Annotated in this window: 20 protein-coding genes and 1 pseudogene; 16 read left to right on the top strand and 5 right to left on the bottom strand. The window is 70.4% G+C overall.

The genetic code is table 11. The features are described 5' to 3' along the window. Nucleotides 1-47 precede the first annotated feature (47 nt). The 5 genes from ACZ4EG_RS35325 to mutM all read left to right on the top strand — a co-directional run bounded on the left by ACZ4EG_RS35325 (nt 48) and on the right by mutM (nt 3,980). Nucleotides 48-1,172, top strand: coding sequence for an ATP synthase F0 subunit B (locus tag ACZ4EG_RS35325; RefSeq protein ID WP_467793497.1), 1,125 nt, complete (start codon nt 48-50; stop codon nt 1,170-1,172). Between the two features lie 164 nt (nt 1,173-1,336). Further along, nucleotides 1,337-1,987, top strand: coding sequence for a YceD family protein (locus tag ACZ4EG_RS35320; RefSeq protein WP_453554277.1), 651 nt, complete (start codon nt 1,337-1,339; stop codon nt 1,985-1,987). A 2-nt stretch (nt 1,988-1,989) separates the two neighbouring features. Continuing rightward, on the top strand, nt 1,990-2,163 hold the full coding sequence (rpmF, locus tag ACZ4EG_RS35315) for a 50S ribosomal protein L32 (protein WP_003951102.1): 174 nt from the start codon (nt 1,990-1,992) through the stop codon (nt 2,161-2,163). Nucleotides 2,164-2,171: 8 nt separating this feature from the next. Continuing rightward, nucleotides 2,172-3,032, top strand: a complete 861-nt coding sequence (gene rnc, locus ACZ4EG_RS35310) for a ribonuclease III (protein ID WP_390712551.1) — start codon at nt 2,172-2,174, stop codon at nt 3,030-3,032. An 84-nt stretch (nt 3,033-3,116) separates the two neighbouring features. After that, on the top strand, nt 3,117-3,980 hold the full coding sequence (gene mutM / locus ACZ4EG_RS35305) for a bifunctional DNA-formamidopyrimidine glycosylase/DNA-(apurinic or apyrimidinic site) lyase (protein WP_390712552.1): 864 nt from the start codon (nt 3,117-3,119) through the stop codon (nt 3,978-3,980). Nucleotides 3,981-3,993: 13 nt separating this feature from the next. Here the strand turns inward: mutM and ACZ4EG_RS35300 are convergent, their stop codons facing one another. Next, on the bottom strand, nt 3,994-4,389 hold the full coding sequence (locus ACZ4EG_RS35300; protein WP_467793496.1) for a winged helix-turn-helix transcriptional regulator: 396 nt from the start codon (nt 4,387-4,389) through the stop codon (nt 3,994-3,996). A gap of 108 nt (nt 4,390-4,497) precedes the next feature. Between ACZ4EG_RS35300 and ACZ4EG_RS35295 the strand changes: the two genes are divergently transcribed. After that, entirely contained in the window at nt 4,498-5,085 is a 588-nt protein-coding gene (locus ACZ4EG_RS35295; RefSeq protein WP_453554284.1) for a flavodoxin family protein, read from the top strand. Nucleotides 5,086-5,284: 199 nt separating this feature from the next. Here ACZ4EG_RS35295 and ACZ4EG_RS35290 read toward each other — a convergent pair whose 3' ends face one another. After that, complete coding sequence (locus ACZ4EG_RS35290) at nt 5,285-5,734, bottom strand: hypothetical protein (RefSeq protein ID WP_467793495.1); 450 nt, start codon at nt 5,732-5,734, stop codon at nt 5,285-5,287. 675 nt (nt 5,735-6,409) lie between these two features. On the opposite strand from ACZ4EG_RS35290, the pseudogene ACZ4EG_RS35285 reads away from it, so the two are divergent. After that, nucleotides 6,410-6,951 (top strand): annotated as a pseudogene (locus ACZ4EG_RS35285) (tyrosine-type recombinase/integrase); the annotation flags it as partial. A gap of 20 nt (nt 6,952-6,971) precedes the next feature. Here ACZ4EG_RS35285 and ACZ4EG_RS35280 read toward each other — a convergent pair. Continuing rightward, on the bottom strand, nt 6,972-8,087 hold the full coding sequence (locus ACZ4EG_RS35280; RefSeq protein ID WP_467793494.1) for a CAP domain-containing protein: 1,116 nt from the start codon (nt 8,085-8,087) through the stop codon (nt 6,972-6,974). A gap of 169 nt (nt 8,088-8,256) precedes the next feature. On the opposite strand from ACZ4EG_RS35280, the gene ACZ4EG_RS35275 reads away from it, so the two are divergent. From ACZ4EG_RS35275 to ACZ4EG_RS35260, 4 genes are all read left to right on the top strand, one after another. Continuing rightward, on the top strand, nt 8,257-8,538 hold the full coding sequence (locus ACZ4EG_RS35275; RefSeq protein WP_363298753.1) for an acylphosphatase: 282 nt from the start codon (nt 8,257-8,259) through the stop codon (nt 8,536-8,538). A 382-nt stretch (nt 8,539-8,920) separates the two neighbouring features. Then, nucleotides 8,921-9,124, top strand: coding sequence for a hypothetical protein (locus tag ACZ4EG_RS35270; RefSeq protein WP_058922942.1), 204 nt, complete (start codon nt 8,921-8,923; stop codon nt 9,122-9,124). Between the two features lie 243 nt (nt 9,125-9,367). Then, nucleotides 9,368-13,252, top strand: a complete 3,885-nt coding sequence (locus tag ACZ4EG_RS35265; protein WP_467793493.1) for an AAA family ATPase — start codon at nt 9,368-9,370, stop codon at nt 13,250-13,252. 209 nt (nt 13,253-13,461) lie between these two features. Continuing rightward, nucleotides 13,462-14,880 carry a sugar porter family MFS transporter gene (locus ACZ4EG_RS35260; RefSeq protein WP_467793492.1) on the top strand — a complete coding sequence of 473 codons (1,419 nt, stop codon included), beginning with the start codon at nt 13,462-13,464 and terminating at the stop codon, nt 14,878-14,880. A gap of 156 nt (nt 14,881-15,036) precedes the next feature. Here the strand turns inward: ACZ4EG_RS35260 and ACZ4EG_RS35255 are convergent, their stop codons facing one another. Then, the gene (locus ACZ4EG_RS35255) at nt 15,037-16,008 is read right to left on the bottom strand and encodes an LLM class flavin-dependent oxidoreductase (RefSeq protein ID WP_453554294.1); all 972 of its coding nucleotides are present in this window, start codon (nt 16,006-16,008) and stop codon (nt 15,037-15,039) included. A gap of 181 nt (nt 16,009-16,189) precedes the next feature. Here ACZ4EG_RS35255 and ftsY point away from each other — a divergent pair, with 181 nt between their 5' ends. Then, the gene (ftsY, locus tag ACZ4EG_RS35250; RefSeq protein WP_467793491.1) at nt 16,190-17,401 is read left to right on the top strand and encodes a signal recognition particle-docking protein FtsY; all 1,212 of its coding nucleotides are present in this window, start codon (nt 16,190-16,192) and stop codon (nt 17,399-17,401) included. A 109-nt stretch (nt 17,402-17,510) separates the two neighbouring features. Here the strand turns inward: ftsY and ACZ4EG_RS35245 are convergent, their stop codons facing one another. Further along, nucleotides 17,511-18,167 carry a bifunctional DNA primase/polymerase gene (locus ACZ4EG_RS35245; RefSeq protein WP_467793490.1) on the bottom strand — a complete coding sequence of 219 codons (657 nt, stop codon included), beginning with the start codon at nt 18,165-18,167 and terminating at the stop codon, nt 17,511-17,513. 457 nt (nt 18,168-18,624) lie between these two features. On the opposite strand from ACZ4EG_RS35245, the gene nsdA reads away from it, so the two are divergent. The 4 genes from nsdA to ACZ4EG_RS35225 all read left to right on the top strand — a co-directional run bounded on the left by nsdA (nt 18,625) and on the right by ACZ4EG_RS35225 (nt 24,610). Beyond that, complete coding sequence (gene nsdA, locus ACZ4EG_RS35240; RefSeq protein WP_467793489.1) at nt 18,625-20,100, top strand: transcriptional repressor NsdA; 1,476 nt, start codon at nt 18,625-18,627, stop codon at nt 20,098-20,100. A gap of 343 nt (nt 20,101-20,443) precedes the next feature. After that, nucleotides 20,444-21,784 carry an ammonium transporter gene (locus tag ACZ4EG_RS35235; protein WP_453554300.1) on the top strand — a complete coding sequence of 447 codons (1,341 nt, stop codon included), beginning with the start codon at nt 20,444-20,446 and terminating at the stop codon, nt 21,782-21,784. Next, nucleotides 21,781-22,119: a P-II family nitrogen regulator gene (locus tag ACZ4EG_RS35230; RefSeq protein ID WP_003997576.1), complete on the top strand. Its 339-nt coding sequence runs from the start codon at nt 21,781-21,783 to the stop codon at nt 22,117-22,119. The genes ACZ4EG_RS35235 and ACZ4EG_RS35230 overlap by 4 nt, the downstream gene beginning before the upstream one ends. A gap of 40 nt (nt 22,120-22,159) precedes the next feature. Next, nucleotides 22,160-24,610, top strand: coding sequence for a [protein-PII] uridylyltransferase (locus ACZ4EG_RS35225; RefSeq protein WP_453554302.1), 2,451 nt, complete (start codon nt 22,160-22,162; stop codon nt 24,608-24,610). Nucleotides 24,611-24,673: the final 63 nt, after the last annotated feature.

Genomic DNA, 24,673 nt, shown 5'->3' with positions numbered 1-24,673 from the left:
GTCGTCCCGTCCGTCTCCAACACAGCGGTAGAGAGTGGCGAGCACAGGTGGACGTGCAGAAGAAGCTCGACGAGATCGTGGCCATGGTCTCCGGCGCCCGGGCCATGCCCATGTCGGCGTCGTGCGTGATCAACCGCGCCGACCTGCTCGCGATGCTCGAAGAGGTGCGCGAGGCCCTGCCCGGCTCCCTCGCGCAGGCCGAGGAGCTGATCGGCGGCCGCGAGCAGATGGTCGAGCAGGCCCGTCAGGAGGCCGAGCGGATCATCGGGCAGGCGCACGCCGAGCGCGGCTCGCTGATCTCCGACACCGAGGTCGCCCGCCGCTCCCAGGCCGAGGGCGACCGCATCCTGGCCGAGGCCCGCAAGGAGGCCGAGGACGTGCGCGTGGAGGCCGACGACTACGTCGACTCCAAGCTCGCCAACTTCGAGGTCGTCCTCACCAAGACCCTGGGCTCGGTCGGCCGCGGCCGCGAGAAGCTCCTCGGCACCGGCCCGGGCCTCGACGAGCAGGGCTACGAGGACGAGGACGCCCCCGAGCGCAGCCACGACCCGGAGACCCTGCGCCGCGACGCGGACGCCTATGTGGACGCCAAGCTGGGCGCCTTCGAGGCGGTCCTCGCCAAGACCCTGGAGGCCGTCGGCCGTGGCCGGCAGAAGCTGCACGGCCGTATCGCCTCCGACGACCTCGGCGCCCTCGCCGACGACAACACGACCTTCCAGCACTCCAGCGACTCCGACTACCTGGCCGACCTCGCGGCCCTCGCCGAGCAGGACGCCCCGGCCGAGCAGCCGGCGCCGCCGCAGCAGCCCGTGGCGCAGCAGTACGACCAGCAGCCGGCCTACGGCTATCAGCAGCAGGACGTCTACGGCGGCTACCAGCAGCAGGACTACGCCCAGCAGGACGCGTACGGCTACCAGCAGGCCGATCCGTACGCCCCCGCCTCCGGCTACGCCCAGGCGGAAGGCGCCCCCTTCCAGGGTTACGACGGAGGGCAGGCGGCCTACGACCAGCAGCAGGTCCCGCACCAGCAGCAGGTCCCGCACCAGGGGCAGGTCCCGAACCAGGCGCAGCAGGGGCACCAGGGCTACTCGCTCGACGAGACCAGCCTCTTCGACACCAGCATGATCACCCCCGAGCAGCTGCGGGCCTACGAGCGGGAACGCGGCCTGTAGGGGGCGCCCCGGAACGCCCGCGCGGGCCGGGAGCACCCACCGGATTGGGCCGAGAGCGAAAGGTCCAGTATCCTGGCTCTTCGGTCGCGTGTACGTCCGCGATCAGCGCTGCCCGGGAACACCCAAGGGCAGTGTCCCTCTGAGCTCAAAGATCGAAAGCAGGAATGGCCTCTAACGCCCGCCTCGACCACCGCAACCCACTCGTGTTCGACTCGCACGAGCTGGGCAGGCGTCCTGGCGCGCTGCAGCGGCTGACCCGCACGATCGACGCTCCCAAGGACTTCGGTATCAAGGGAGTCGTCGGGGTGCCGGAAGGCGCCCCGGTGGAGCTCGAACTCCGACTCGAGTCGGTCATGGAAGGTGTGCTCGTCACAGGCACCGCCCGTGCACAGGCCGAGGGGGAGTGCGTAAGGTGTCTGGAGCCGCTCGGGTTCGATCTCGAAGCGGACTTCCAGGAGATGTTCTCGTACCCTGACGCCGACGACCGGGGCCGCGTGATCGCGGAGCCGGGCGACGACGCCGAGGACGACGAGGACAGGCTCTTCCTCGAGGACGGACTGTTCGACCTCGAACCGGTGCTGCGCGATGCGGTGGTGCTCGCACTGCCGATGCAGCCGGTGTGCCAGGAAGACTGCCCAGGACTGTGCGCCGAGTGCGGGGCACGCCTTGCGGACGACCCGGACCACCATCACGACGCCGTCGACATCCGTTGGGCGGCTTTGCAGGGACTCGCCGGTTCCATGAAGGACGGCGAGAAGGACGAGATGAGCGGCGCTGACGCGGAAGCGTGCGTCGACGAGAAGCAGGAGAAGTAGCCGTGGCTGTTCCGAAGCGGAAGATGTCGCGCAGCAACACGCGCCACCGCCGGTCGCAGTGGAAGGCTGCGGTCCCCACCCTGGTTGCGTGCGAGCGCTGCCACGAGCCCAAGCAGCAGCACATCGCGTGCCCGTCTTGCGGCACCTACAACAAGCGCCAGGTCCTCGAAGTCTGAGTGGCCAGGTGAGAGGCACAGTGTCCAGTCCCAAGAAGGCGGATGACGCCAAGGCGGACCCATCCGCCAAGAAGAAGACGGACAGCACGGCCTCGTCCCACACGCTTCTGGAAGGGCGGCTCGGCTACAAGGTCGAGTCCGCCCTTCTGGTGCGTGCACTGACCCACCGCTCGTACGCGTACGAGAACGGCGGTCTGCCGACGAACGAGCGGCTGGAGTTCCTCGGGGACTCCGTGCTCGGCCTCGTCGTCACGGACACGCTGTACCGCACCCACCCCGACCTGCCCGAGGGCCAGCTGGCCAAGCTCCGGGCCGCGGTGGTGAACTCGCGTGCGCTCGCGGAGGTGGGCCGAGGTCTCGACCTGGGCTCCTTCATCCGGCTCGGCCGTGGTGAAGAGGGCACGGGCGGCCGGGACAAGGCGTCCATCCTGGCCGACACCCTGGAAGCGGTGATCGGCGCGGTCTATCTCGACCAGGGCCTCGACTCGGCGTCGGAGCTGGTGCACCGGCTCTTCGACCCGCTGATCGAGAAGTCCTCCAACCTCGGAGCCGGACTGGACTGGAAGACCAGCCTCCAGGAGCTCACCGCGACCGAGGGGCTCGGCGTGCCCGAGTACCTGGTCACGGAGACCGGCCCCGACCACGAGAAGACCTTCACTGCTGCCGCCCGCGTCGGAGGCGTCTCGTACGGCACCGGCACCGGCCGCAGCAAGAAGGAGGCGGAGCAGCAGGCCGCCGAGTCCGCCTGGCGGTCCATCCGGGCCGCGGCGGACGAGCGGGCCAAGGCGGCCGAGGAGGCCAAGCAGGCCCTCGACTCGGCCACGGAGGCCGCCGGCGGCGACGCCGTCCCGCCCTCCGCCTCCGCCTGACGAACGCAGCAGCGCAACCCGAGCGCCCGCTCCCGCCCCGGGGGCGGGCGCTCGGCTCATACACGGTCCGTTACGGGGGTCACCATGCCCGAGTTGCCCGAGGTCGAGGTCGTACGGCGTGGCCTGGAGCGGTGGGTCGCCCATCGCACCGTCGCCGACGCCGAGGTGCTCCACCCGCGCGCCGTACGCCGTCATGTGGCCGGTGCCGACGACTTCGCGCACCGTCTCAAGGGCCATCGCATCGGCGTCCCCAGCCGGCGTGGCAAGTACCTGTGGCTGCCCCTGGAGGACACGGACCAATCCGTCCTCGCCCACCTCGGCATGAGCGGGCAGCTGCTGGTCCAACCGCACGAGGCGGCGGACGAGAAGCATCTGCGCATCCGCATCCGCTTCGCGGACGAGGTGGACACGGAGCTGCGCTTCGTCGACCAACGCACCTTCGGCGGGCTGTCGTTGCACGACAACACCCCCGAGGGACTGCCCTCGGTCATCGCGCACATCGCCCGTGACCCCCTCGACCCGCTGTTCGACGACGAGGCCTTCCACCAGGCCCTGCGCCGCAAGCGGACCACCATCAAGCGGGCCCTGCTGGACCAGTCGTTGATCAGCGGAGTCGGCAACATCTACGCGGACGAGGCCCTGTGGCGGGCCCGTGTCCACTACGAGCGCCCGACCGCGAGCTTCACCCGCCCGCGCACCGCCGAACTCCTCGGCCATGTGCGGGACGTGATGAACGCGGCCCTGTCCGTCGGCGGCACCAGCTTCGACAGCCTGTACGTCAACGTCAACGGCGAGTCGGGCTACTTCGACCGCTCACTGGACGCGTACGGGCGCGAGGGCCTGCCGTGCAAGAGATGCGGCACACCGATGCGCCGCCGCCCCTGGATGAACCGCTCCAGCTACTTCTGCCCGAAGTGCCAGCGGCCCCCGCGCGTGCGGACCGCCTGACGCACGAGGCTGCCTACGGCTGCCGGGAGTCGTACTCCTGGCGGGCCTGGAGCACGTTGTCCATGGAGCCCTCCACGAAGTGGATGAGGCTCAGCAGCCGTTCGGCGATCTGATGGCCCAGGGGGGTCAGTTCGTAGTCCACGCGCGGTGGGTTCGTCGGCTGTGCCTCGCGGCGCACCAGGCCGTCGCGCTCCAGCGCGTGCAGGGTCTGGGACAGCATCTTCTCGCTCACGCCGTCGATACGGCGGCGCAGCTCGTTGAAGCGCATCGAGCCCTCGTGCAGCGCGCCGAGCGTGAGCCCGCCCCAGCGGCCCGTGACGTGCTCCAGCGTGCCCCGCGACGGGCAGGCCTTGGCGAACACGTTGTAGGCGAGGTCCTGCTCCTCCGTGCGCTCCTCGGTGCTGTTCATGTCCCAAGCCTACTCGAACGCAGCGCCAACCGGCAGGTTGCGCTAACTTCCAGTTAGTGCTTTCCTTTGGTCATTGCAGTTGAGCTGCCCATTCGAGGAGAACTCATCATGACCACCCCCGTTGTCTCCATCGCCTACCACTCCGGCTACGGCCACACCGCCGTCCTCGCCGAAGCAGTCCGCGCCGGAGCGGCCGAGGCCGGAGCCGAGGTGCACCTGATCAAGGTCGACGAGATCACCGACGAGCAGTGGGCGGCTCTCGACGCCTCCGACGCGATCGTCTTCGGTTCGCCCACCTACATGGGCACGGCGTCCGGCGCCTTCCACGTGTTCGCGGAGGCGTCCTCGAAGCGCTGGTTCGGACAGGACTGGAAGGACAAGCTCGGCGCCGGCTTCACCAACTCCGGCTCCAAGAGCGGCGACAAGCTGCACACCCTGCAGTTCTTCCAGATCCTCGCCGCCCAGCACGGCATGAACTGGGTCAACCTCGGCCTGCACCCGGGCTGGAACAACAGCGCGGGCTCCGAGCACGACCTCAACCGCCTCGGCGTCTTCGCCGGCGCGGCCGCGCAGACCAACGTCGACGAGGGCCCGGAGGCCGTGCACAAGGCGGACGTGGCGACGGCCGAGCACCTGGGGCGCCGGGTGGCCGAGACGGCGAAGGTGTTCCTTCAGGGACGCGCGGCAGCCGCCTGAGCGACCGCCGTCACCGTCACCGGGTGCGCCGGGTCTAGTACCCGAAGAAGTGCGGGGCCGGGTCTCTGACGTGCGCCCTTGTAATCGATCACGCTGCGACCTGCGACTTGGCTGTCGACGGTTGTCAGCGTTGGTCGCCGTTGAGACCCTCCGACGGCCCCGAGACGGCCCCAAAGATAGCCGCGGGGCCGTCGCGCTACTACGAGCTATGACGGATTGCTGACAGATCCCTGAACGGCTTGAAAAGGGTGTGCCGGCAACCGGCTTGCGTCCAAGCCTCGTTGTAGTAGTACCTGTAGGCGAGCCTGTAGCCGGCCTTGAAGCCTTCTCCGTAGATACCCTCGCCATATGGCGGAAATTTCGGCCACGATACCGGCCAACAAATGCCGCCGGCCTTCTTGCCATCCGCTTCCCCCGCTTCATAACCCCTGCAGTGACCCAGCGTCCAGGGCTGGTTGAGCTCCATTTGGTAGAGGCAGTACGACTGTGGAGGGGTATCCGCGGGTGTCGTCACGAGGCTCTTCTCCGAGAGAGGCTTGGTGGCAGACGTAGTCAGATGCTCTGCGGTGCGCCCCGTGGCAGGAGCGGCGAAGGCGCTGGTGGGCAGCAGCACGCTTGCCGCTCCCAGGCCGACCGTGGCGGCGAGCAACGCCAGACGCTGAGGACGGATAGCACAAGACACGGAATTCTCCTTCGAGAGAATGGTGAGGGGCACACTCGACCGGCTCAGCCCGTGTGGCGGTGGTCCACCAGTGGGACACATGCCCGACGGGTCGCGCCGCCGGGAGGTCTGTGGCCTTGTGAGTCCAGTAAGCCCTGCCCGACCCGGGCACGTCATGCCACCCCAATTCGGGACTTGACGGACGCCTGTTGGGCCTGCTCAGTGGGCAGGGGGCATGCTGTGTCCCCGTTAGCAGGTGTGTGGCGGCTGGCTGGGGGTCGGCATATGGCGGGGCACCTAATTGTCCAGGGACAATGTGACTCGCGTGGCGACGTCGCCTCATCCCGTGGGTCGACGACCTTTGAGCGGTCGGCCCTCGGTGAAGGGGGCGATCGGGTGGCTGTCCAAAGGTCGGCGGAACGGCTTTGGGCGGGAGCTGCCATGGGGCGAGTGATCATGGCCCCGTAAGCTTCCGGCGCGTCGGGCAGTCTGTTGACCTGCCCGTTGAAGCACGACGTTGGGGCCGTGATCTTCGAGGCTCGCCCCATGGTGGCTGCCTAAAGCCGTGGAGCCGACCGCCCCAGCCACGGGGCAACGGCCACGGTAGCGAGGTAGCCCGCGGGGAACCGCCGTCGCGATCCGGCCTCTTGGGTAGCACAAAGCGTCTTTGGCCTGGCGGTGGAAGACGTCGACTTCCTTGGCGGTGTGGTGCACGTCGTGCGGCAAGTCAAGCTGCTCCAACGTCACCGGCCGGTCTTCGCTCCGCCGAAGGGAGGCAAAGAGCGTGACGTGCCGTTGCCCGAGTCTGTGGCCTTCGCGCTCGCCGCTCACCTGCAGCGTCACCCAGCTACGCAGATCACCTTGCCGTGGAAGACCCTCGACGGCTCCGCTGGGCTGGCGCTGGACCGGAACCGCTTCAATGATCGCGTCTGGCGCCCGCGCTTCGGGCCGTGGGTGTCGAGACAGGCCGCGACAACGGGATGCACGCGCTGAGGCACTTCTACGCCTCGGTCCTCCTGGACGCGGGGGAGAGCATCAAGGCGCTGAGCGAGTACTTGGGTCACCATGACCCCGGCTTCACGCTGCGCACGTACACGCACCTGATGCCGTCGAGTGAGACCCGGACGCGGGCCGCCGTTGATCGCGTCTTCGAGGACGACGAGCCTGCGGATGACAGCCCCGAGACGGCCCAGGAAGGTTCCTAGGTGTCTGACCTGCGGTTATCTCAGTACCCGAAGTCCTGCGTCCACCAGGGACCGCCGGCGCCGAGGTGCACACCGACGCCCAGGGTCTTGAAGTCGCAGTTCAGTATGTTGGCCCGGTGCCCCGGGCTGTTCATCCAGGCCTCCATGACCGCGGCCGCGTCGCTCTGGCCGCGGGCTATGTTCTCGCCGCCGAGGCCGATGATGCCGGCCTGGGCGGCGCGGTCCCACGGGGTCGCCCCGTCCGGGTCGGTGTGGTCGAAGAAGCCCCGCAGGGCCATGTCGTCGCTGAAGGCCTCGGCCAGCTCGGACAGCGAGCTGTTCGCGGCCACCGGGCTGCAGCCCACCTTCGCCCGCTCCTCGTTGACGAGCTTCAGCACCTGTGCCTCCGCGGCGGCCGGGGCGGAGATCGTGGCCGGCGACGACTTCTTCGGCGGGGCCTTCGGCGCCTTGTTCTGCGGCTTGCCCTTCGGCTGCTTCGACGGCGTGGTGGCCGTCGGCTCCGCGGCCGGAGGCTTCGTCGGCGTGGGCGCGGAGGACGCCGAGGCGGACGGCGTCGGCGGGGCCGAGCGGTCAGCGCCGTGGCTCGTCGAGGAGCCGGCGGGCCCGCCGCCACGGCCGTTGTCGGCGCTGCCGGAGGTACCGCCCTGCTCGGCGGCCGTGTTGCTGGGCGAGCCTGCGGCCTGCACCTTGTCACTGCCGGAGGTGCTGGTGGTGCCGCCGAGCCGGTAGTTGTCGAGGCCGGGCACCGCGCCCGTGGCCACCGCGACCGTGCCGAGGGCGACGGCGGCGGAGACCCCGAGCAGACCCGTGCGTACGGGCGTGGCGGCCTTCTTCTTGCGTCGGTGCCCGCGTTCCCGGGGGGCACCCGCCGGGCTGAACCCGTCCGCGGGGAAGACGGCCGTCTCCGTGACCGGCGCGTATCCGTCTTCCGTCGCGTACAGATACGCCGAGCTTCTCGCGTTGGCGTCGGCGTACGCCTCCGGGTTCAGATACGGAGCGATGCCCATGGTGGCGTGATCGCCCGCGTACGAGTCCCGCGGGTCGTGGCTCCCCGAGTACGAGCCGTGCGTCTGTGTGACCCCCGTGGCGCGGCTCGTGGCGGCGCGGCCGGCGGCGGAGCGTCGGTGGCGTCCCATGTCCTTGCCTTCCTCGTCCTCGCGGTCAACCGCACCCATACGATCTTGTGGGTCAACCCAACTCACTCGATCGAGCGAGTTTCATATGAGATTCATTGGGTCGGGACGGTACCGCATGGCGCCTGAGGAAGAAGTGCTGCGAGTGACATTGGTTGGTTAGGTTGCAGCCATGAGTGAGGATGTGCGACTGGTCGCCTGGGTGCGTGGACGCGTCCAAGGTGTGGGTTTCCGCTGGTTCACGCGGGCCAAGGCGCTGGAGATCGGCGGCCTGAGTGGTTTTGCTCTCAATTTGGGCGATGGACGGGTCCAGGTGGTCGCCGAGGGCTCGCGCGAGGGATGCGAGGGCCTCCTCGACTGGCTGCAGGGCAACGACACGCCCGGGCGCGTGGAGGGTGTCACCGAGATCTGGGACACACCCCGCGGCGGCTACGACGGCTTCGCCATCCGCTGACCCCGTTCCGCAACGCCCCGCAGGTCGACGCGGAGGGGCATGCCACTGGCAGGTGCCCACAGCAGAAACCACCTGGTGGTTGCCAAGAACCGCTCGTCGTGGCAGGCTCCGCAGATACGGATCACCGCTACGCCCCGAGGGCCCCGCAGGACTCGCAGCGCCGCCGCTTCCCGGCCGCGCACGCCCGGGTTGCCCGCCAATACGGGGCGTGATCGTGTTGACCGTCAAACTTTTTGGTGAGACGCTGAAAGCCCCGCGCACCTTAGCTGTTTGGCATGTAGCAACGGCAGAGCAACACTCGAGTGTGTCAAGCACCGCGGGTGCGAATCCCTCACGACCCACACCGCTTCGGTCGGTCACTCAGTGTGGAGGACCATCCATCATGGCAAAGGCGCTTCTCGGTTACGTCGGCGGCTCCGACCCTCGACTCCTCGCCGAGATGCGACGGCTCCAGCAGCGCGTACAGGACCTGGAATCGGAGCTCGTACGAATCCAGGCGGAGAACGACGCGCTGACGGCTGCCGCTTCTCACGACAGGATCATGGAGAGCATCGACGCACACCAGGCGGAGCCTGCGCTCACCTGATCGCTGCATCGCTCCACGACAGCACATGCAGTGGTTGGGCTGCCCGTATCAACCGCTAAGTTGTCAGAGTTGCAAGGGACGCTTCGGCGTCCCTTCTTTCTTGCCCCCGTCTTTGTCTTTACCTACCCCGCGCATCCTTTCACTCTCTTTAACGTCTGATGTGCCCTGCATGTTCATGGGCGAAACCGCGGGGTTGCCAGGGTTCATGGAGTGAGATACCGGCGGAAGGTAGAGTCCAGCGGCGTGCACCTCAAGGCCCTGACCCTCCGCGGGTTCAAGTCGTTCGCCTCGGCGACCACGCTCCGGTTCGAGCCGGGGATCACGTGTGTCGTGGGGCCGAACGGCTCGGGCAAGTCCAATGTCGTGGACGCGCTCAGCTGGGTCATGGGCGAACAGGGCGCCAAGTCGCTGCGCGGCGGCAAGATGGAGGACGTCATCTTCGCCGGCACCACCGGGCGTCCCCCGCTGGGCCGTGCCGAGGTGTCGCTGACCATCGACAACTCCGACGGGGCGCTCCCGATCGAGTACGCCGAGGTCACCATCACGCGGATCATGTTCCGCAACGGCGGCAGTGAGTACCAGATCAACGGTGACACCTGCCGTCTCCTCGACATCCAGGAACTCCTCTCCGACTCCGGTATCGGCCGCGAGATGCACGTCATCGTCGGCCAGGGCCAGCTCGACTCCGTCCTGCACGCCGACCCCATGGGCCGCCGTGCCTTCATCGAGGAGGCGGCCGGCGTCCTCAAGCACCGCAAGCGCAAGGAGAAGGCGCTGCGGAAGCTGGACGCGATGCAGGCCAATCTGGCGCGTGTGCAGGACCTGACGGACGAGCTGCGCCGGCAGCTCAAGCCGCTGGGGCGGCAGGCCGCGGTCGCCCGGCGGGCCGCCGTCATCCAGGCCGACCTGCGCGACGCCCGTCTGCGCCTGCTCGCCGACGATCTCGTACGGCTCCGGGAAGCCCTGAAGAGCGAGATCGCCGACGAGGCCGCGCTCAAGGAGCGCAAGGAGACCGCCGAGCAGGAGCTGAAGAGGGCGCTCCAGCGCGAGGCGCTCCTGGAGGACGAGGTACGGCAGCTCACGCCGCGCCTGCAGCGCGCCCAGCAGACCTGGTACGAGCTCTCCCAGCTCGCCGAGCGCGTCCGCGGCACGATCTCACTGGCCGACGCCCGGGTGAAGAGCGCCACGTCCGTGCCCGCCGAGGAACGGCGCGGCCGTGACCCCGAGGACATGGAGCGTGAGGCCGCCCGTATCCGTGAGCAGGAGGCCGAGCTGGAGGCCGCCCTGGAAGCGGCCCAGCGCGCGCTCGACGACACCGTCGCCCACCGCGCCGAACTGGAACGCGAACTGGCCCTGGAGGAACGGCGCCTCAAGGACGTCGCCCGTGCCATCGCCGACCGCCGTGAGGGCCTGGCCCGGCTGAACGGGCAGGTCAACGCGGCCCGTTCGCGTGCCGCGGCCGCCCAGTCCGAGATCGACCGGCTGGCCGCGGCGCGGGACGAGGCCCAGGAGCGGGCCGTCGCCGCGCAGGAGGAGTACGAGGCCCTGAAGGCCGAGGTCGACGGCCTCGACGCGGGCGACGCCGAACTCGGCGAGCGGCACGACGTGGCCAAGCGGCAGCTCGCGGAGGCCGAGTCCGCCCTCACCGCCGCCCGCGAGGCCGCCACCGCGGCGGAGCGCCGGCGCGCCGCGACCCAGGCCCGCCACGAGGCGCTGGCCCTGGGCCTGCGGCGCAAGGACGGCACCGGCGTGCTGCTCGGCGCCAAGGACCGGCTCAGCGGCCTGCTCGGCCCGGCGGCCGAACTGCTGACGGTGACCCCGGGCCACGAGGTCGCCCTGGCCGCCGCCTTCGGCGCGGCGGCGGACGCGATCGCGGTGACGACCCCGGCATCGGCGGCCGAGGCAATCAGACTCCTGCGCAAACAGGACGCCGGCCGAGCGTCCCTCCTGCTGGCGGGGGCACCGGAGGACATGGCGCCGACCGGTAGGGCGGACGGAACCGCTCCCACGGAGGCCCCCGACGGGTTGCGCATGGACGGGTCCGGGGCGGGTGCCCACGGTGCGGAGAAGCCGCGGCCGGCTGCCGGCACCGGGGACGCGGGCGTTGGCTCCGGCTCCGGCGAGTCGCGCGTGAGCGGGTTCGATCCGGGTGCCATGAGCGGCGCGGCGGGCGGGCCGGCTTCCCGGGCAGTCGCGGGCGACGGGGACGGTCGTTTCGGTACGGGTGCGGCGAGTGGGGCGGGTTCGCCGGACGGGGGGCGTGCCGTCGGGGCCCCGGTAGCCCCTGGCTCCGGCGAGCGCCCGGCCGGCGGCTTCCGTTTCGACGGGCACCCCTTCGCCGCCGACCTCGTCCGTGGCCCCGCCGATCTGATGCCTGCCGTACGCCGCCTGCTGCGCGGGATCGTCGTCGTCGGCACCCTTGAGGACGCCGAGGATCTCGTCTACGCCCACCCCGACCTCACCGCCGTCACCGCCGAAGGCGACCTGCTGGGGGCGCACTTCGCGCACGGCGGGTCCGCGGGGGCGCCCAGTCTGATCGAGGTGCAGGCGTCCGTGGACGAGGCCGCGGCCGAGCTGGCCGAGCTGGCCGTGCGCTGCGAGGAGTTGTCCGAGGCGCAGGGCCGGGCCGCCGAGCGGCGTGGGGAGTGTGCCGCGCTGGTCGAGGAGCTGGGGGAGCGGCGGCGGGCGGCCGACCGGGAGAAGTCGGCCGTCGCCCAGCAGCTGGGACGGCTCGCCGGGCAGGCGCGCGGTGCCGCGGGTGAGGCCGAGCGGTCCACCGCGGCGGCGGCACGCGCGCAGGAGGCGCTCGACAAGGCCGTACAGGATGCCGAGGAGCTCGCCGAACGGCTCGCCGTCGCCGAGGAGATGCCGATCGAGGAGGAGCCGGACACCTCGGCGCGCGACCGGCTCGCCGCCGACGGTGCCAACGCCCGGCAGACCGAGATGGAGGCTCGGCTCCAGGTGCGTACGCACGAGGAGCGGGTCAAGGGGCTCGCCGGACGGGCCGACGCGCTCGACCGGGGCGCCCGCGCCGAACGCGAGGCACGCGCGCGTGCCGAGCAGCGGCGGGCGCGGCTGCGCCACGAGGCCGCCGTCGCGGAGGCGGTCGCCTCCGGTGCGCGGCAACTGCTCGCGCACGTCGAGGTGTCGCTGGGCCGGGCCGAGCGGGAGCGGGCCGCGGCCGAGGCCGCCAAGGCCCGCCGGGAGCAGGAACTGACCACCGCCCGCGGCGCCGGACGCGACCTCAAGGCCGAGCTCGACAAGCTGACGGACTCGGTGCACCGCGGCGAGGTGCTCGGCGCCGAGAAGCGGCTGCGGATAGAGCAACTGGAGACCAAGGCGCTGGAGGAGCTGGGCGTGGAGCCGGCCGGGCTCGTCTCCGAGTACGGCCCGCATCAGCTCGTACCACCGTCCCCGCCCGCCGAGGGCGAGGTGCTCCCCGAGGACCCGGAGCACCCGCGCAACCGGCCGAGGCCCTTCGTGCGGGCCGAGCAGGAGAAGCGGCTGAAGGCGGCCGAGCGGGCGTACCAGCAGCTCGGCAAGGTGAACCCGCTCGCCCTGGAGGAGTTCGCGGCCCTGGAGGAGCGGCACCAGTTCCTCAGCGAGCAGCTGGAGGACCTGAAGAAGACCCGCGCCGACCTGCTTCAGGTGGTGAAGGAGGTCGACGAGCGCGTCGAGCAGGTCTTCACCGAGGCCTACCGGGACACGGCCCGGGAGTTCGAGGGCGTCTTCAGCCGGCTGTTCCCGGGCGGTGAGGGGCGGCTGGTGCTGACCGACCCCGACAACATGCTCACCACCGGCGTCGACGTCGAGGCCCGGCCACCGGGCAAGAAGGTCAAGCGGCTCTCCCTGCTCTCCGGCGGCGAGAGGTCGCTCACCGCCGTCGCGATGCTGGTGTCGATCTTCAAGGCCCGGCCCAGCCCGTTCTATGTCATGGACGAGGTCGAGGCCGCGCTCGACGACACCAACCTGCAGCGGCTGATCCGCATCATGCAGGAGCTGCAGGAGTCCTCGCAGCTGATCGTGATCACGCACCAGAAGCGGACCATGGAGGTCGCCGACGCGCTCTACGGCGTCTCCATGCAGGGTGACGGTGTGTCGAAGGTCATCTCGCAGCGCCTGCGCTAGACCGGTGCGGTCTACACCTATCACGACCTGCACTTCTTGATTTCTTCACTTCTTGAAGTCAACCCCCCACGGTTGTGTTCTAAAGTCACATCGCTAGGCCTATTGACTTCGATACTTGAAGGCATAGTCTCTGCAACGTTGCTTTTACCTTCAGGTTGAAGGGCTCACCCCCACCCCGGCAGCGTTGCCGGGTGCCCCAGGAGTTTTTCGTGACCAGCACAGCGCAGGCACCCACGTCAGGAGCCGCGACGGCTCAACCCGAACATCTCGGGCACGTCATCTTCATCGCGGCGGCGGCCGCGATGGGCGGTTTCCTCTTCGGTTACGACAGCTCCGTGATCAACGGCGCGGTCGAGGCCATCCGGGACCGCTACGACATCGGTTCCGCGGCGCTGGCCCAGGTCATCGCCATCGCCCTGATCGGCTGTGCCATCGGCGCCGCGACGGCAGGTCGCATGGCCGACCGGATCGGCCGCATCCGCGTCATGCAGATCGCCGCCCTGCTGTTCACGGTCAGTGCCGTCGGCTCGGCGCTGCCCTTCTCGCTGTGGGACTTCGCTCTTTGGCGCGTCGTCGGCGGCTTCGCCATCGGTATGGCCTCGGTCATCGGCCCCGCCTACATAGCCGAGGTCGCCCCGCCGGCCTACCGCGGCCGCCTCGGCTCCTTCCAGCAGGCCGCGATCGTCATCGGCATCGCCATCTCCCAGCTGGTCAACTGGGGCCTGCTCAACGCCGCCGACGGCAACCAGCGCGGCCAACTGATGGGCCTGGAGGCCTGGCAGGTCATGCTCGGCGTGATGGTCGTCCCGGCCGCTCTCTACGGCCTGCTCTCCTTCGCGATCCCCGAGTCCCCCCGCTTCCTGATCTCCGTCGGCAAGCGCGAGCGCGCCCGCGAGATCCTCGCCGAGGTCGAGGGCCAGGGCCGTGACCTCGACGCCCGGGTCGCCGAGATCGAGCAGGCCATGAACAGCGAGCACAGGTCCACCTTCAAGGACCTGCTCGGCGGCGGCTTCTTCTTCAAACCGGTCGTCTGGGTCGGCATCGGCCTGTCGGTCTTCCAGCAGTTCGTCGGCATCAACGTCGCGTTCTACTACTCCTCGACGCTGTGGCAGTCGGTCGGCGTCGACCCGACGGACTCGTTCTTCTACTCCTTCACGACGTCGATCATCAACATCGTCGGCACCGTGATCGCGATGATCTTCGTGGACCGCGTCGGCCGCAAGCCGCTCGCCCTCATCGGCTCCGTCGGCATGGCCGTCGGTCTCGCGCTGGAAGCCTGGGCGTTCTCCTACGACCTGGTCGACGGCAGGCTGCCGGCCACCCAGGGCTGGATCGCCCTGATCGCCGCCCATGTCTTCGTCCTCTTCTTCGCCCTGTCCTGGGGTGTGGTCGTCTGGGTCATGCTCGGCGAGATGTTCCCGAACAAGATCCGCGCCGCCGCCCTGGGCGTGGCCGCCGCCGCGCAGTGGATCGCCAACTGGGCCATCACCGCGAGCTTCCCGTCCCTGGCCGACTGGAACCTCTCCGTCACCTACGTGATCTACACGGCCTTCGCGGCGCTCTCCATCCCCTTCGTCCTGAAGTTCGTCAAGGAGACGAAGGGCAAGTCGCTGGAGGAGATGGGCTGACCCGCCCCGCGGACTCGAGGAGAAGGGCCAAGTCCCCGCTGCCCCTCTCCTCGTACCCCTCCGCCGCCCCGGCCCGGCCACTGCCCGGACCGGGGCGGCGGTGTCATGTCCGGGGGCTCACCACCTCGTCGAGACGAGCGCACGAACGCCCGCGGGTCAGCCGCCCAACGCCGGAACCACCCGTTCCGCGAACAGTCGCAGGCTCCGCCACCCCTCCTCCACCGGCATCCCGCCCGCCAGCGGATGCAGGACGAGACTGTCCAGGCCCTGGGCCGCGCACTGCTCCGGAGCGAGGATCCGGTAGACGCCCTCGGCGCGCAGTTCGTCCACCGTCGTGGCCGCCGACCGCACCGCCGAGCGGATGTCCCCGGACTGCCAGGAGGCGTACGTCCTGGCCTCGTGCAGGAAGTGCCGGCCGTACTCGGCCCACGTCCGGTCCGGATCCTCGGCGATGTGCAGGAGCGGGGTCTCGGCGGCGGGCATCATGGTCCAGCCCTCGGTGCCGTACTCGACGAGCCGCTCCTTGTAGTACGCCTCCAGTTCCGGCAGATGCGCACTGGGGAAGAACGGCAGGCCGAGCCGGGCGGCCCGGCGGGCGGCGGCCTTCGAGGAGCCGCCGACCAGCAGCAGGGGGTGCGGATCGGTGTACGGGCGTGGGGTGACCCGTACCGTACGGCCCCGGTACTCGAACTCCTCGCCGGTCCAGGCCTTCAGCAGGGTCTCCAGCAGCTCGTCCTGGAGCCTGCCGCGCCGCTTCCAGTCCACGTCGAACAGGGCGTACTCCTCGGGCCGGTACCCGATCCCGGCGACGGTGACCAGCCGCCCGCCGCTCAGCAGATCGAGCACGGCGATCTCCTCCGCCAGCCGCAGCGGGTCGTGCAGCGGGCCGATGATCGCCGAAACGGTGACCGCGATCCGCCGGGTCGCCCCGAACACCGCGCCCGCGAAGGCGAACGGCGACGGCAGCCAGTTGTTCGCGGCTCCGTGGTGCTCCTCCGTCTGCACGGTGGTGATGCCGTGCTCGTCGGCGTATGCGGCCATCTCCAGGGCGGCCCGGTAGCGGGCGGCGAGGGAGGCGGGGGTCGCGCCGGGTTCGACGAGATTGAAACGTACGACCGTGACGGGCATGGGACGTCCCCCTTCGCCGGGTGGGGTGTCGGCGAGGGGGGAGGTTAGCTGACGGTTCGTCAGATCGCCATGGCGGTGGCGTGCGTATCGAGCGCCCCGGGCCACCTTGGAGGAATCTACGAAAAAACCCTCCCGGCGGATCAAGGGCCGTGCTGGGGGAGGGATGGATACTGGACGCGTTATGGAAACCGTCATCCTTGCTGTAGTCATCGCCGTGGTGGTGCTCGCGGTGCTCGGCGGGCTGGTCGTCGGCAGCCGGCGCAAGAAGCAGCTGCCCCCGCCGCCCCCCGCCACGCCCGACATCACCGCACCTCCGGCCGAGCCGCACGTCGGCGACGAGGCCGAGACGCCGCGCGAAGAACCGCGCCGGACGATAGAGGAGGTGGACCTCCCGGACGGCTCGGCCTCCGTCGCCGTCGAGGAACCCCCTGCCGCCGAAGCCGTCGAGGCTCCCGCGATCGAGATCCCGGAGCCCACCGCGGGCCGCCTGGTGCGGCTGCGCGCCCGGCTCTCCCGCTCGCAGAACGCCCTCGGCAAGGGCCTGCTCATCCTGCTCTCCCGCGAGCACCTCGACGAGGACACGTGGGAGGAGATCGAGGACACGCTGCTCACCGCCGACGTCGGCGTCCAGCCCACCCAGGAGCTGGTCGAGGGCCTGCGTGAGCGCGTCAAGGTGCTCGGCACCCGCACCCCCGAGGAACTGCGCGGCCTGCTGCGCGACGAGCTCCTCAAGCTGGTCGGCACCGATGTCGACCGCACCGTGAAGACCGAGCCCGAGGACCGCAAGCCCGGCATCGTGATGGTCGTCGGCGTCAACGGCACCGGCAAGACCACCACCACCGGCAAGCTCGCCCGGGTCCTGGTGGCCGACGGGCGCACCGTCGTGCTGGGCGCCGCCGACACCTTCCGTGCCGCCGCCGCCGACCAGCTGCAGACCTGGGGCGAGCGGGTCGGCGCCTACACCGTGCGCGGGCCGGAGGCCGGTGACCCCGCCTCCGTCGCCTTCGACGCGGTGAAGGAGGGCAAGGAGATGGGCGTCGACGTGGTGCTCATCGACACCGCCGGCCGACTGCACACCAAGACCGGCCTCATGGACGAGCTGGGCAAGGTCAAGCGCGTCGTCGAGAAGCACGCCCCGCTGGACGAGGTGCTGCTCGTCCTCGACGCCACCACCGGTCAGAACGGCCTCGTCCAGGCCCGTGTCTTCGCCGAAGTCGTCGACATCACCGGCATCGTGCTGACCAAGCTGGACGGCACCGCCAAGGGCGGCATCGTGGTCGCGGTCCAGCGCGAGCTGGGCGTGCCGGTCAAGCTGGTCGGTCTCGGCGAGGGGGCCGACGACCTGGCGCCGTTCGAGCCGGAGGCGTTCGTTGACGCCCTTATCGGGGAGTGAAGTCACCCACCGTATTCGATACGCCGTCGAGAAGCGCCCGCCCCAAGGTCCAGTTGGGACGGGCGCTTCGCCGTCCGCGGATACGACCGGGGGAACCGTCGGGCAGGTGCTAGGCCCGTGACCGGTGCGCCACGTAGGCCAGCGTCCCCAGCAGCAGTCGGGCGGCGGGCGGCTTCGACACCGAGTCCAGTGCCGGCGGCCGCAGCCAGCGCACCGGGCCGAGCCCGCCCCGGTCGGAGGGCGGCGCCGTGAGGTACGTACCGGGGCCGAGGCCGTGCAGGTCGAGGGAGGACGGGTCGTCCCAGCCCATGCGGTAGAGCAGCGCGGGCAGCTCGGCGGTGGCGCCCGGGGCGACGAGGAACTGGGCGCGGCCGTCCGGAGTCGCGGTCACCGGGCCGAGGGGGAGGCCCATGCGTTCGAGGCGGACCAGGGCGCGGCGCCCGGCGGGCTCGGCGACCTCGATGACATCGAACGCCCGCCCGACCGGCAGCATCACCGAAGCACCCGGGAACTCGCCCCAGGCCTTGGTCACTTCGTCGAGCGTGGCCCCGGCGGAGATCTGGGGCGCGAACTCCAGCGGATGCGCGCCCGGCGCACCGCAGTCCGCCCGGCCGCACGAACAGGCGCCCGCGGCGGCCCGCGCCCCCGGCACCACGTCCCAGCCCCACAGCCCGGTGAACGCGGCGACATCGGTGCACTCCGACGAACGGCCGCGCCGACGCGCGCCGGTGCGGATCTCGCGAATACCGCCGATCGTGAAGCCCATACCCCCTCCAACGGGTCCAGCGCGCCGGTGGTTACGCCACGGAACGGGACGGAAGCGGAAAGTGACTCAATGTCACCAGAGGTGCCCACGCTCGCTGAACGCAAGCGGCGCGCCGAGGTGACTTCGGTGGTGCACCCGGCGATGTGCGCCCCCGAGTGCACTCCTGCATCCACTCGTGGCCGTCCTGTGTCAAGTGAATCGCGCCTGGGCGACCGTGAGTTCATTCGAAGGGGTGGCGAATGGTGGCGTTTCTGGGATCGCCATGGCTGGACCCGTGATCGTAGGATTACTTTGAGTGCACGAGGCCTGAGGGCACATGCCCTCGTGGGTATGCCGGAGGCAAGTCGGCATCCCGTTCGAAGGATGAGAACCACCGGACGGGCGGCCCTGTTTGACGGCATTCTGATAGGGCTTGGCGCACTCGGCGACAAGTGGTCTCAGGGATGGGGGCGTTCCAGTGGGCGGCAACGGCGGTGGCGGGACGAACGCTGAGAAGCGCCCCAATGAGCTGCTCGGCTCGTGGTTCGTGCGCAGCGGCTGGTCCAAGGGCGAGCTCGCCCGGCAAGTGAACCGGCGGGCACGCCAGTTGGGTGCCAATCACATCTCCACGGACACCTCCCGGGTGCGCCGCTGGCTGGACGGGGAGAACCCGCGCGAGCCGATCCCGAGAATCCTCTCCGAGCTGTTCTCCGAGCGGTTCGGCTGTGTCGTCTCCGTCGAGGACCTCGGCCTGCGGCCGACCCGCCAGTCACCCTCCGCGACCGGGGTCGACCTGCCTTGGACGGGCCCGCAGACGGTGGCCCTGCTCAGCGAGTTCTCGCGCAGCGACCTCATGCTGGCGCGGCGCGGCTTCCTCGGGACCGCGCTGGTCCTGTCCGCGGGGCCGTCCCTCATCGAGCCCATGCAGCGCTGGCTCGTCCCGACACCGTCCGGACCGCTCGCGGAGCCCGAGCCGTACCACGACTCCCGCCGCCCGGGCCGGCTGTCCAAGCCCGAGCTGGACCTGCTGGAGTCCACCACGGTGATGTTCCGCCAGTGGGACGCCCAGTGCGGCGGCGGCCTGCGCCGCAAGGCGGTCGTCGGCCAGCTGCACGAGGTCACCGACCTCCTCCAGGAGCCCCAGCCCGAGGCCACCAGCAGAAAGCTCTTCAAGGTCGCCGCCGAGCTCGCCGAGCTGGCCGGCTGGATGAGTTACGACATCGGACTCCAGCCCACCGCGCAGAAGTACTTCGTGCTGGCTCTGCACGCCGCCAAGGAGGCGGGGGACAAGCCGCTCGGCTCGTACGTCCTGTCCAGCATGAGCCGCCAGATGATCCACCTCGGCCGGCCCGATGACGCCCTGGAACTGATCCACCTCGCGCAGTACGGCAGCCGGGACTGCGCAAGCCCCCGGACCCAGTCCATGCTGTATGCGATGGAGGCCCGCGCCTACGCCAACATGGGCCAGCCCGGCAAGTGCAAGCGGGCCGTCCGGATGGCCGAGGACACCTTCGCCGAGGTCGACGAGTGGGACGAGCCGGACCCCGACTGGATCCGCTTCTTCTCCGAGGCCGAGCTGTACGGCGAGAACTCCCACTCGTTCCGCGACCTGGCGTATGTCGCCGGCCGCAGCCCCACCTACGCCTCCCTGGCCGAGCCCCTGATGCAGCGGGCCGTGGAGCGGTTCGCGAACGACTCCGAGCACCAGCGGTCGTACGCACTGAACCTGATCGGCATGGCCACCGTGCATCTGCTGCGCCGCGAGCCCGAGCAGAGCACCGCCTATGCCTCCACGGCCATGGGCATCGCCAAGAAGGTCCGCTCCGAGCGGGTGAACACTCGTATCCGAAAGACCGTCGACACGGCCGTGCGCGAGTTCGGGCACCTGGCGGAGGTCATCGACCTCACCGAGCAGCTCGCCGTGGACCTCCCCGAGACCGCCGAGGCGGTCTGAGGCCCGGAAATCCGAAGGAAACCCATAGCCCCGGCCGCGGCCGGCCCTCCCGAACTGTCCGACTCGGCTCCCCCACGCCAGGTCCTCGGAAGGCCCGCCGCGGCCGGCTTCTTTTCCTTCAGAGAAGGTTGCGCCACGATAACGATCCCGCGGCCGGACATCCGGCAATTCATCGACGCGTAACACGCAGGGCGTCTTCGTCACCCCGGCGAAACAACGAGGGGCTTCCACCGAAACCGCGCTGCGCCAATCTCATGGCGCATAACCGGCCCACCCCTCACATGACCGGACCGCTCTCAGGCTTCGCCCGCACGGGGCCGTACCAACCGACGAGGAGACGCCGATGGCACCAGCCATCACGCTTGCCGCGGAGGCACCCAAGTTGTCCGCCGCGAACACAGGCTTCATGCTCATCTGTTCCGCCCTGGTTCTGATCATGACCCCGGGCCTTGCCTTCTTCTACGGGGGCATGGTCCGAGTCAAGAGCACCCTGAACATGCTGATGATGAGCTTCATCAGCATCGGGATCGTCACCATCCTCTGGGTGCTCTACGGCTTCTCCCTCGCCTTCGGCACGAACAACAGCCTCATCGGCTGGAACTCCGACTGGTTCGGCCTCAGCAACATCGGGCTGACGCAGCTCTGGGACGGCTACACCATCCCGATCTTCGTCTTCATGGTCTTCCAGATGATGTTCGCCATCATCACACCGGCCCTGATAAGCGGTGCCCTCGCGGACCGCGTCAAGTTCTCGGCGTGGGCGCTCTTCGTCGCCCTGTGGGTCACGATCGTCTACGTCCCGGTCGCCCACTGGGTCTGGGGTGCCGACGGCTGGGCCTACAAGCTCGGCGTGATCGACTTCGCCGGTGGTACGGCGGTCCACATCAACGCGGGTGCCGGGGCTCTCGGCGTGATCCTGGTCATCGGCAAGCGCATCGGCTTCAAGAAGGACCCGATGCGCCCGCACAGCCTCCCGCTGGTCATGCTCGGCGCCGGTCTGCTGTGGTTCGGCTGGTTCGGCTTCAACGCCGGCTCGTGGCTCGGCAACGACGACGGCGTCGGCGCGCTGATGTTCGTCAACACGCAGGTCGCCACCGCCGCCGCCATGCTGGCCTGGCTCGCCTACGAGAAGATCCGGCACGGCGCGTTCACCACGCTGGGCGCCGCCTCCGGTGCGGTCGCCGGTCTGGTCGCGATCACCCCGTCCGGTGGCGCGGTCTCCCCGCTCGGCGCGATCGCCGTCGGCGCCATTGCCGGTGTCGCCTGCGCCGCGGCCGTCAGCCTGAAGTTCAAGTTCGGCTACGACGACTCCCTCGACGTCGTCGGCGTCCACATGGTCGGCGGAATCATCGGTTCCCTGCTCATCGGCTTCTTCGCCACCGGCAAGGGCCAGTCCACCGCGACGGGTGTCTTCTACGGCGACCACTCCTTCGACCAGCTGTGGAAGCAGTGCGCCGGTGTCTTCGCGGTCCTCGCCTACTCCCTGGTCGCCTCCGCGATCCTCGCCTTCCTCCTCGACAAGACCATCGGTATGCGGGTCACCGAGGACGAGGAGGTCTCCGGCATCGACCAGGCGGAGCACGCCGAGACCGCATACGACTTCAGCGGCGCGGGCGGCGGTGTCGTCGGCAGCGCCCCCGCTCCCGCCCTGGCCGGCACGCAGAGCAAGAAGGTGGACGCATGAAGCTCATCACCGCCGTCGTGAAGCCGCACCGGCTCGACGAGATCAAGGAGGCCCTTCAGGCCTTCGGCGTCCACGGACTGACGGTCACCGAGGCCAGCGGTTACGGTCGTCAGAGGGGCCACACCGAGGTCTACCGCGGTGCCGAGTACACGGTCGACCTGGTCCCCAAGATCCGCATCGAGGTGCTGGCCGAGGACGACGACGCCGAGCAGCTGATCGACGTCATCGTCAAGGCCGCCCGCACCGGCAAGATCGGGGACGGCAAGGTCTGGTCCCTCCCGGTCGAGACCGCCGTACGGGTCCGGACCGGCGAGCGCGGTCCCGACGCGCTCTGAGCGGACACGCTCACCACAGAAGACGGACAGGAGTCGCCGGGTGACGAGTACCAATGTTCGGAAAGACGCAGAGGACTCGGGACCCAGCGGCTATGCGGCGGCCCGGCTGCGCCTCCTCACCGAGGGGGCGCAGTCCGGGCCGCCGCGCCGTGCGGCCCTCGCCGAACTGACGGACGGGTGGCTGACGGGCCTGTTCACCGCGGCCGCCGAGGGCCTGAAGGGCGTCTCGCTGGTGGCCGTCGGCGGCTACGGACGCGGCGAGCTGTCCCCGCGCAGCGATCTCGACCTCCTGCTGCTGCACGACGGCGGCGACAGCAAGGCGGTCGCCGCCCTCGCCGACCGCGTCTGGTACCCCGTCTGGGACCTGGGCCTCGCCCTCGACCACTCGGTCCGCACCCCGGCCGAGGCCCGCAGAACGGCCGCTGAGGACCTCAAGGTCCAGCTCGGTCTCCTCGACGCCCGGCACATCGCGGGCGACCTCGGCCTCACCGCCGGACTGCGTACGGCCGTCCTCGCCGACTGGCGCAACCAGGCCCCCAAGCGCCTCCCCGAACTCCAGGAGCTCTGCGACGAGCGCGCCGAGCGCCAGGGCGAGCTCCAGTTCCTCCTGGAACCCGACCTCAAGGAGGCCCGCGGCGGCCTCCGGGACGCCACCGCCCTGCGTGCGGTCGCCGCGTCCTGGCTGGCCGACGCCCCCCGCGAGGGCCTCGCCGACGCCCGGCGGCGCCTGCTCGACGTGCGCGACGCACTGCACCTGACCACCGGGCGGGCCACCGACCGGCTGGCGCTGCAGGAACAGGACCAGGTCGCGGCCGAACTGGGCCTGCTCGATGCCGACACCCTGCTGCGCCAGGTCTACGAGGCCGCGCGCGTCATCTCGTACGCCAGTGATGTCACCTGGCGTGAAGTGGGCCGCGTCCTGCGGTCACGCGCCGTGCGCCCGCGGCTGCGCGCCATGCTGGGCGGCGGCAAGCCCGTCGCCGACAGGTCTCCGCTGGCCGAGGGCGTGGTGGAGCAGGACGGCGAGGTGGTCCTCGCCCGCGCCGCGCGCCCCGAACGCGACCCCGTGCTTCCTTTGCGCGCCGCGGCCGCCGCCGCACAGGCCGGCCTCCCGCTCTCCCTGCACGCCGTACGGCACCTGGCCGCCACCGCGCGCCCCCTGCCCACGCCCTGGCCCGCCGAGGCGCGCGAGCAGCTCGTGACCCTGCTCGGCTCGGGCCGCCCGACGGTCGACGTCTGGGAGGCGCTGGAGGCGGAAGGGCTGATCACACAACTGCTCCCGGACTGGGAGCGGGTCCGCTGCCGCCCGCAGCGCAACGCCGTCCACATCTGGACGGTCGACCGCCATCTCATCGAAACGGCGGTCCGCGCCTCCGAGCTGACCCGTCACGTCAGCCGCCCCGACCTCCTCCTGGTCTCCGCGCTGCTGCACGACATCGGCAAGGGCTGGCCCGGCGACCACTCGGTGGCCGGCGAGATCATCGCCAAGGACGTGGCGGCGCGCATCGGCTTCGACCGCGCGGACGTGGCGGTGCTCTCCACCCTCGTACGGCACCATCTGCTGCTGATCGAGACGGCCACCCGGCGCGACCTGGAGGACCCCGCCACCGTCCGCTCGGTCGCCGACGCGGTCGGCTCGCAGAGCACGCTCGAACTGCTGCACGCGCTGACCGAGGCGGACGCACTGGCGACCGGCCCGGCAGCCTGGTCGTCCTGGCGCGGCTCCCTCGTTGCCGACCTGGTGAAGCGGGTCTCGGCCGTGCTCGCCGGGGACGCCCCCGAGGAGCCCGAGCCCGCCGCGCCCACCGCGGAACACGAACGGCTCGCCATCGAGGCGTTCCGCACCGGCGGCCCGGTGCTGGCCCTGCGCGCCCAGACCGAACCCCGGCCCGAGGACGAACCGACCGGGGAGCCCGAGCCCCTCGGCGTGGAGCTCGTCATCGCCGTACCGGACCAGCCGGGCGTGCTGCCCGCGGTGGCCGGCGTGCTCGCCGTGCACCGGCTGACCGTCCGCACCGCGGAACTGCGCGCCCTGCGCCTCCCGAACGACGTCGACAAAGGCTCCGTCCTCCTGCTGAACTGGCGGGTCGCGGCGGAGTACGGCTCCCTGCCGCAGGCGGCCCGGCTCCGCGCCGACCTGGTCCGCGCCCTGGACGGCTCCCTGGACATCGCGTCCCGCCTCGCCGAACGCGACGCGGCCTACCCGCGGCGCCGCGGCTGGGTGGCACCGCCCGCCCGGGTGGCGGTGGCCTCGGCGGCCTCCCGGCACGCCACCGTGATCGAGGTCCGTGCGCAGGACGCGCCGGGACTGCTGTTCCGTATCGGCCAGGCCCTGGAGGACGCGAGCGTACGGGTGCGCAGCGCCCATGTGAGCACGCTGGGCAGCAACGCCGTGGACGCCTTCTACGTCACCGGCACGGACGGCTCACCGCTGCCCGGGGACGAGGCCGCGTCGGTGGCCCGGAAGCTGGAGGAGACACTGCGGGCGTGATCCCGCGGTGACTTTCCGTCCCCGCCCGCCGAACCCAGCGGGCGGGGACGATTTGCTTGCGCG

The sequence above is a fragment of the Streptomyces sp. NPDC025638 genome, assembly GCF_055558775.1.
The sequence above is the reverse complement of the archived record's forward strand: the minus strand, read 5'-3'. Positions and strand labels throughout refer to the sequence as shown.

Coding starts and splice junctions, on each gene's coding strand:
- ACZ4EG_RS35235 (WP_453554300.1), top strand. CDS start 20,444: ATGGCACCAGCCATCACGCTTGCCGCGGAGGCACCCAAGTTGTCCGCC.
- ACZ4EG_RS35300 (WP_467793496.1), bottom strand. CDS start 4,389: ATGAACAGCACCGAGGAGCGCACGGAGGAGCAGGACCTCGCCTACAAC.
- ACZ4EG_RS35245 (WP_467793490.1), bottom strand. CDS start 18,167: ATGGGCTTCACGATCGGCGGTATTCGCGAGATCCGCACCGGCGCGCGT.
- ACZ4EG_RS35230 (WP_003997576.1), top strand. CDS start 21,781: ATGAAGCTCATCACCGCCGTCGTGAAGCCGCACCGGCTCGACGAGATC.
- ACZ4EG_RS35280 (WP_467793494.1), bottom strand. CDS start 8,087: ATGGGACGCCACCGACGCTCCGCCGCCGGCCGCGCCGCCACGAGCCGC.
- ACZ4EG_RS35320 (WP_453554277.1), top strand. CDS start 1,337: ATGGCCTCTAACGCCCGCCTCGACCACCGCAACCCACTCGTGTTCGAC.
- ACZ4EG_RS35295 (WP_453554284.1), top strand. CDS start 4,498: ATGACCACCCCCGTTGTCTCCATCGCCTACCACTCCGGCTACGGCCAC.
- ftsY (WP_467793491.1), top strand. CDS start 16,190: ATGGAAACCGTCATCCTTGCTGTAGTCATCGCCGTGGTGGTGCTCGCG.
- ACZ4EG_RS35275 (WP_363298753.1), top strand. CDS start 8,257: ATGAGTGAGGATGTGCGACTGGTCGCCTGGGTGCGTGGACGCGTCCAA.
- mutM (WP_390712552.1), top strand. CDS start 3,117: ATGCCCGAGTTGCCCGAGGTCGAGGTCGTACGGCGTGGCCTGGAGCGG.
- ACZ4EG_RS35255 (WP_453554294.1), bottom strand. CDS start 16,008: ATGCCCGTCACGGTCGTACGTTTCAATCTCGTCGAACCCGGCGCGACC.
- ACZ4EG_RS35270 (WP_058922942.1), top strand. CDS start 8,921: ATGGCAAAGGCGCTTCTCGGTTACGTCGGCGGCTCCGACCCTCGACTC.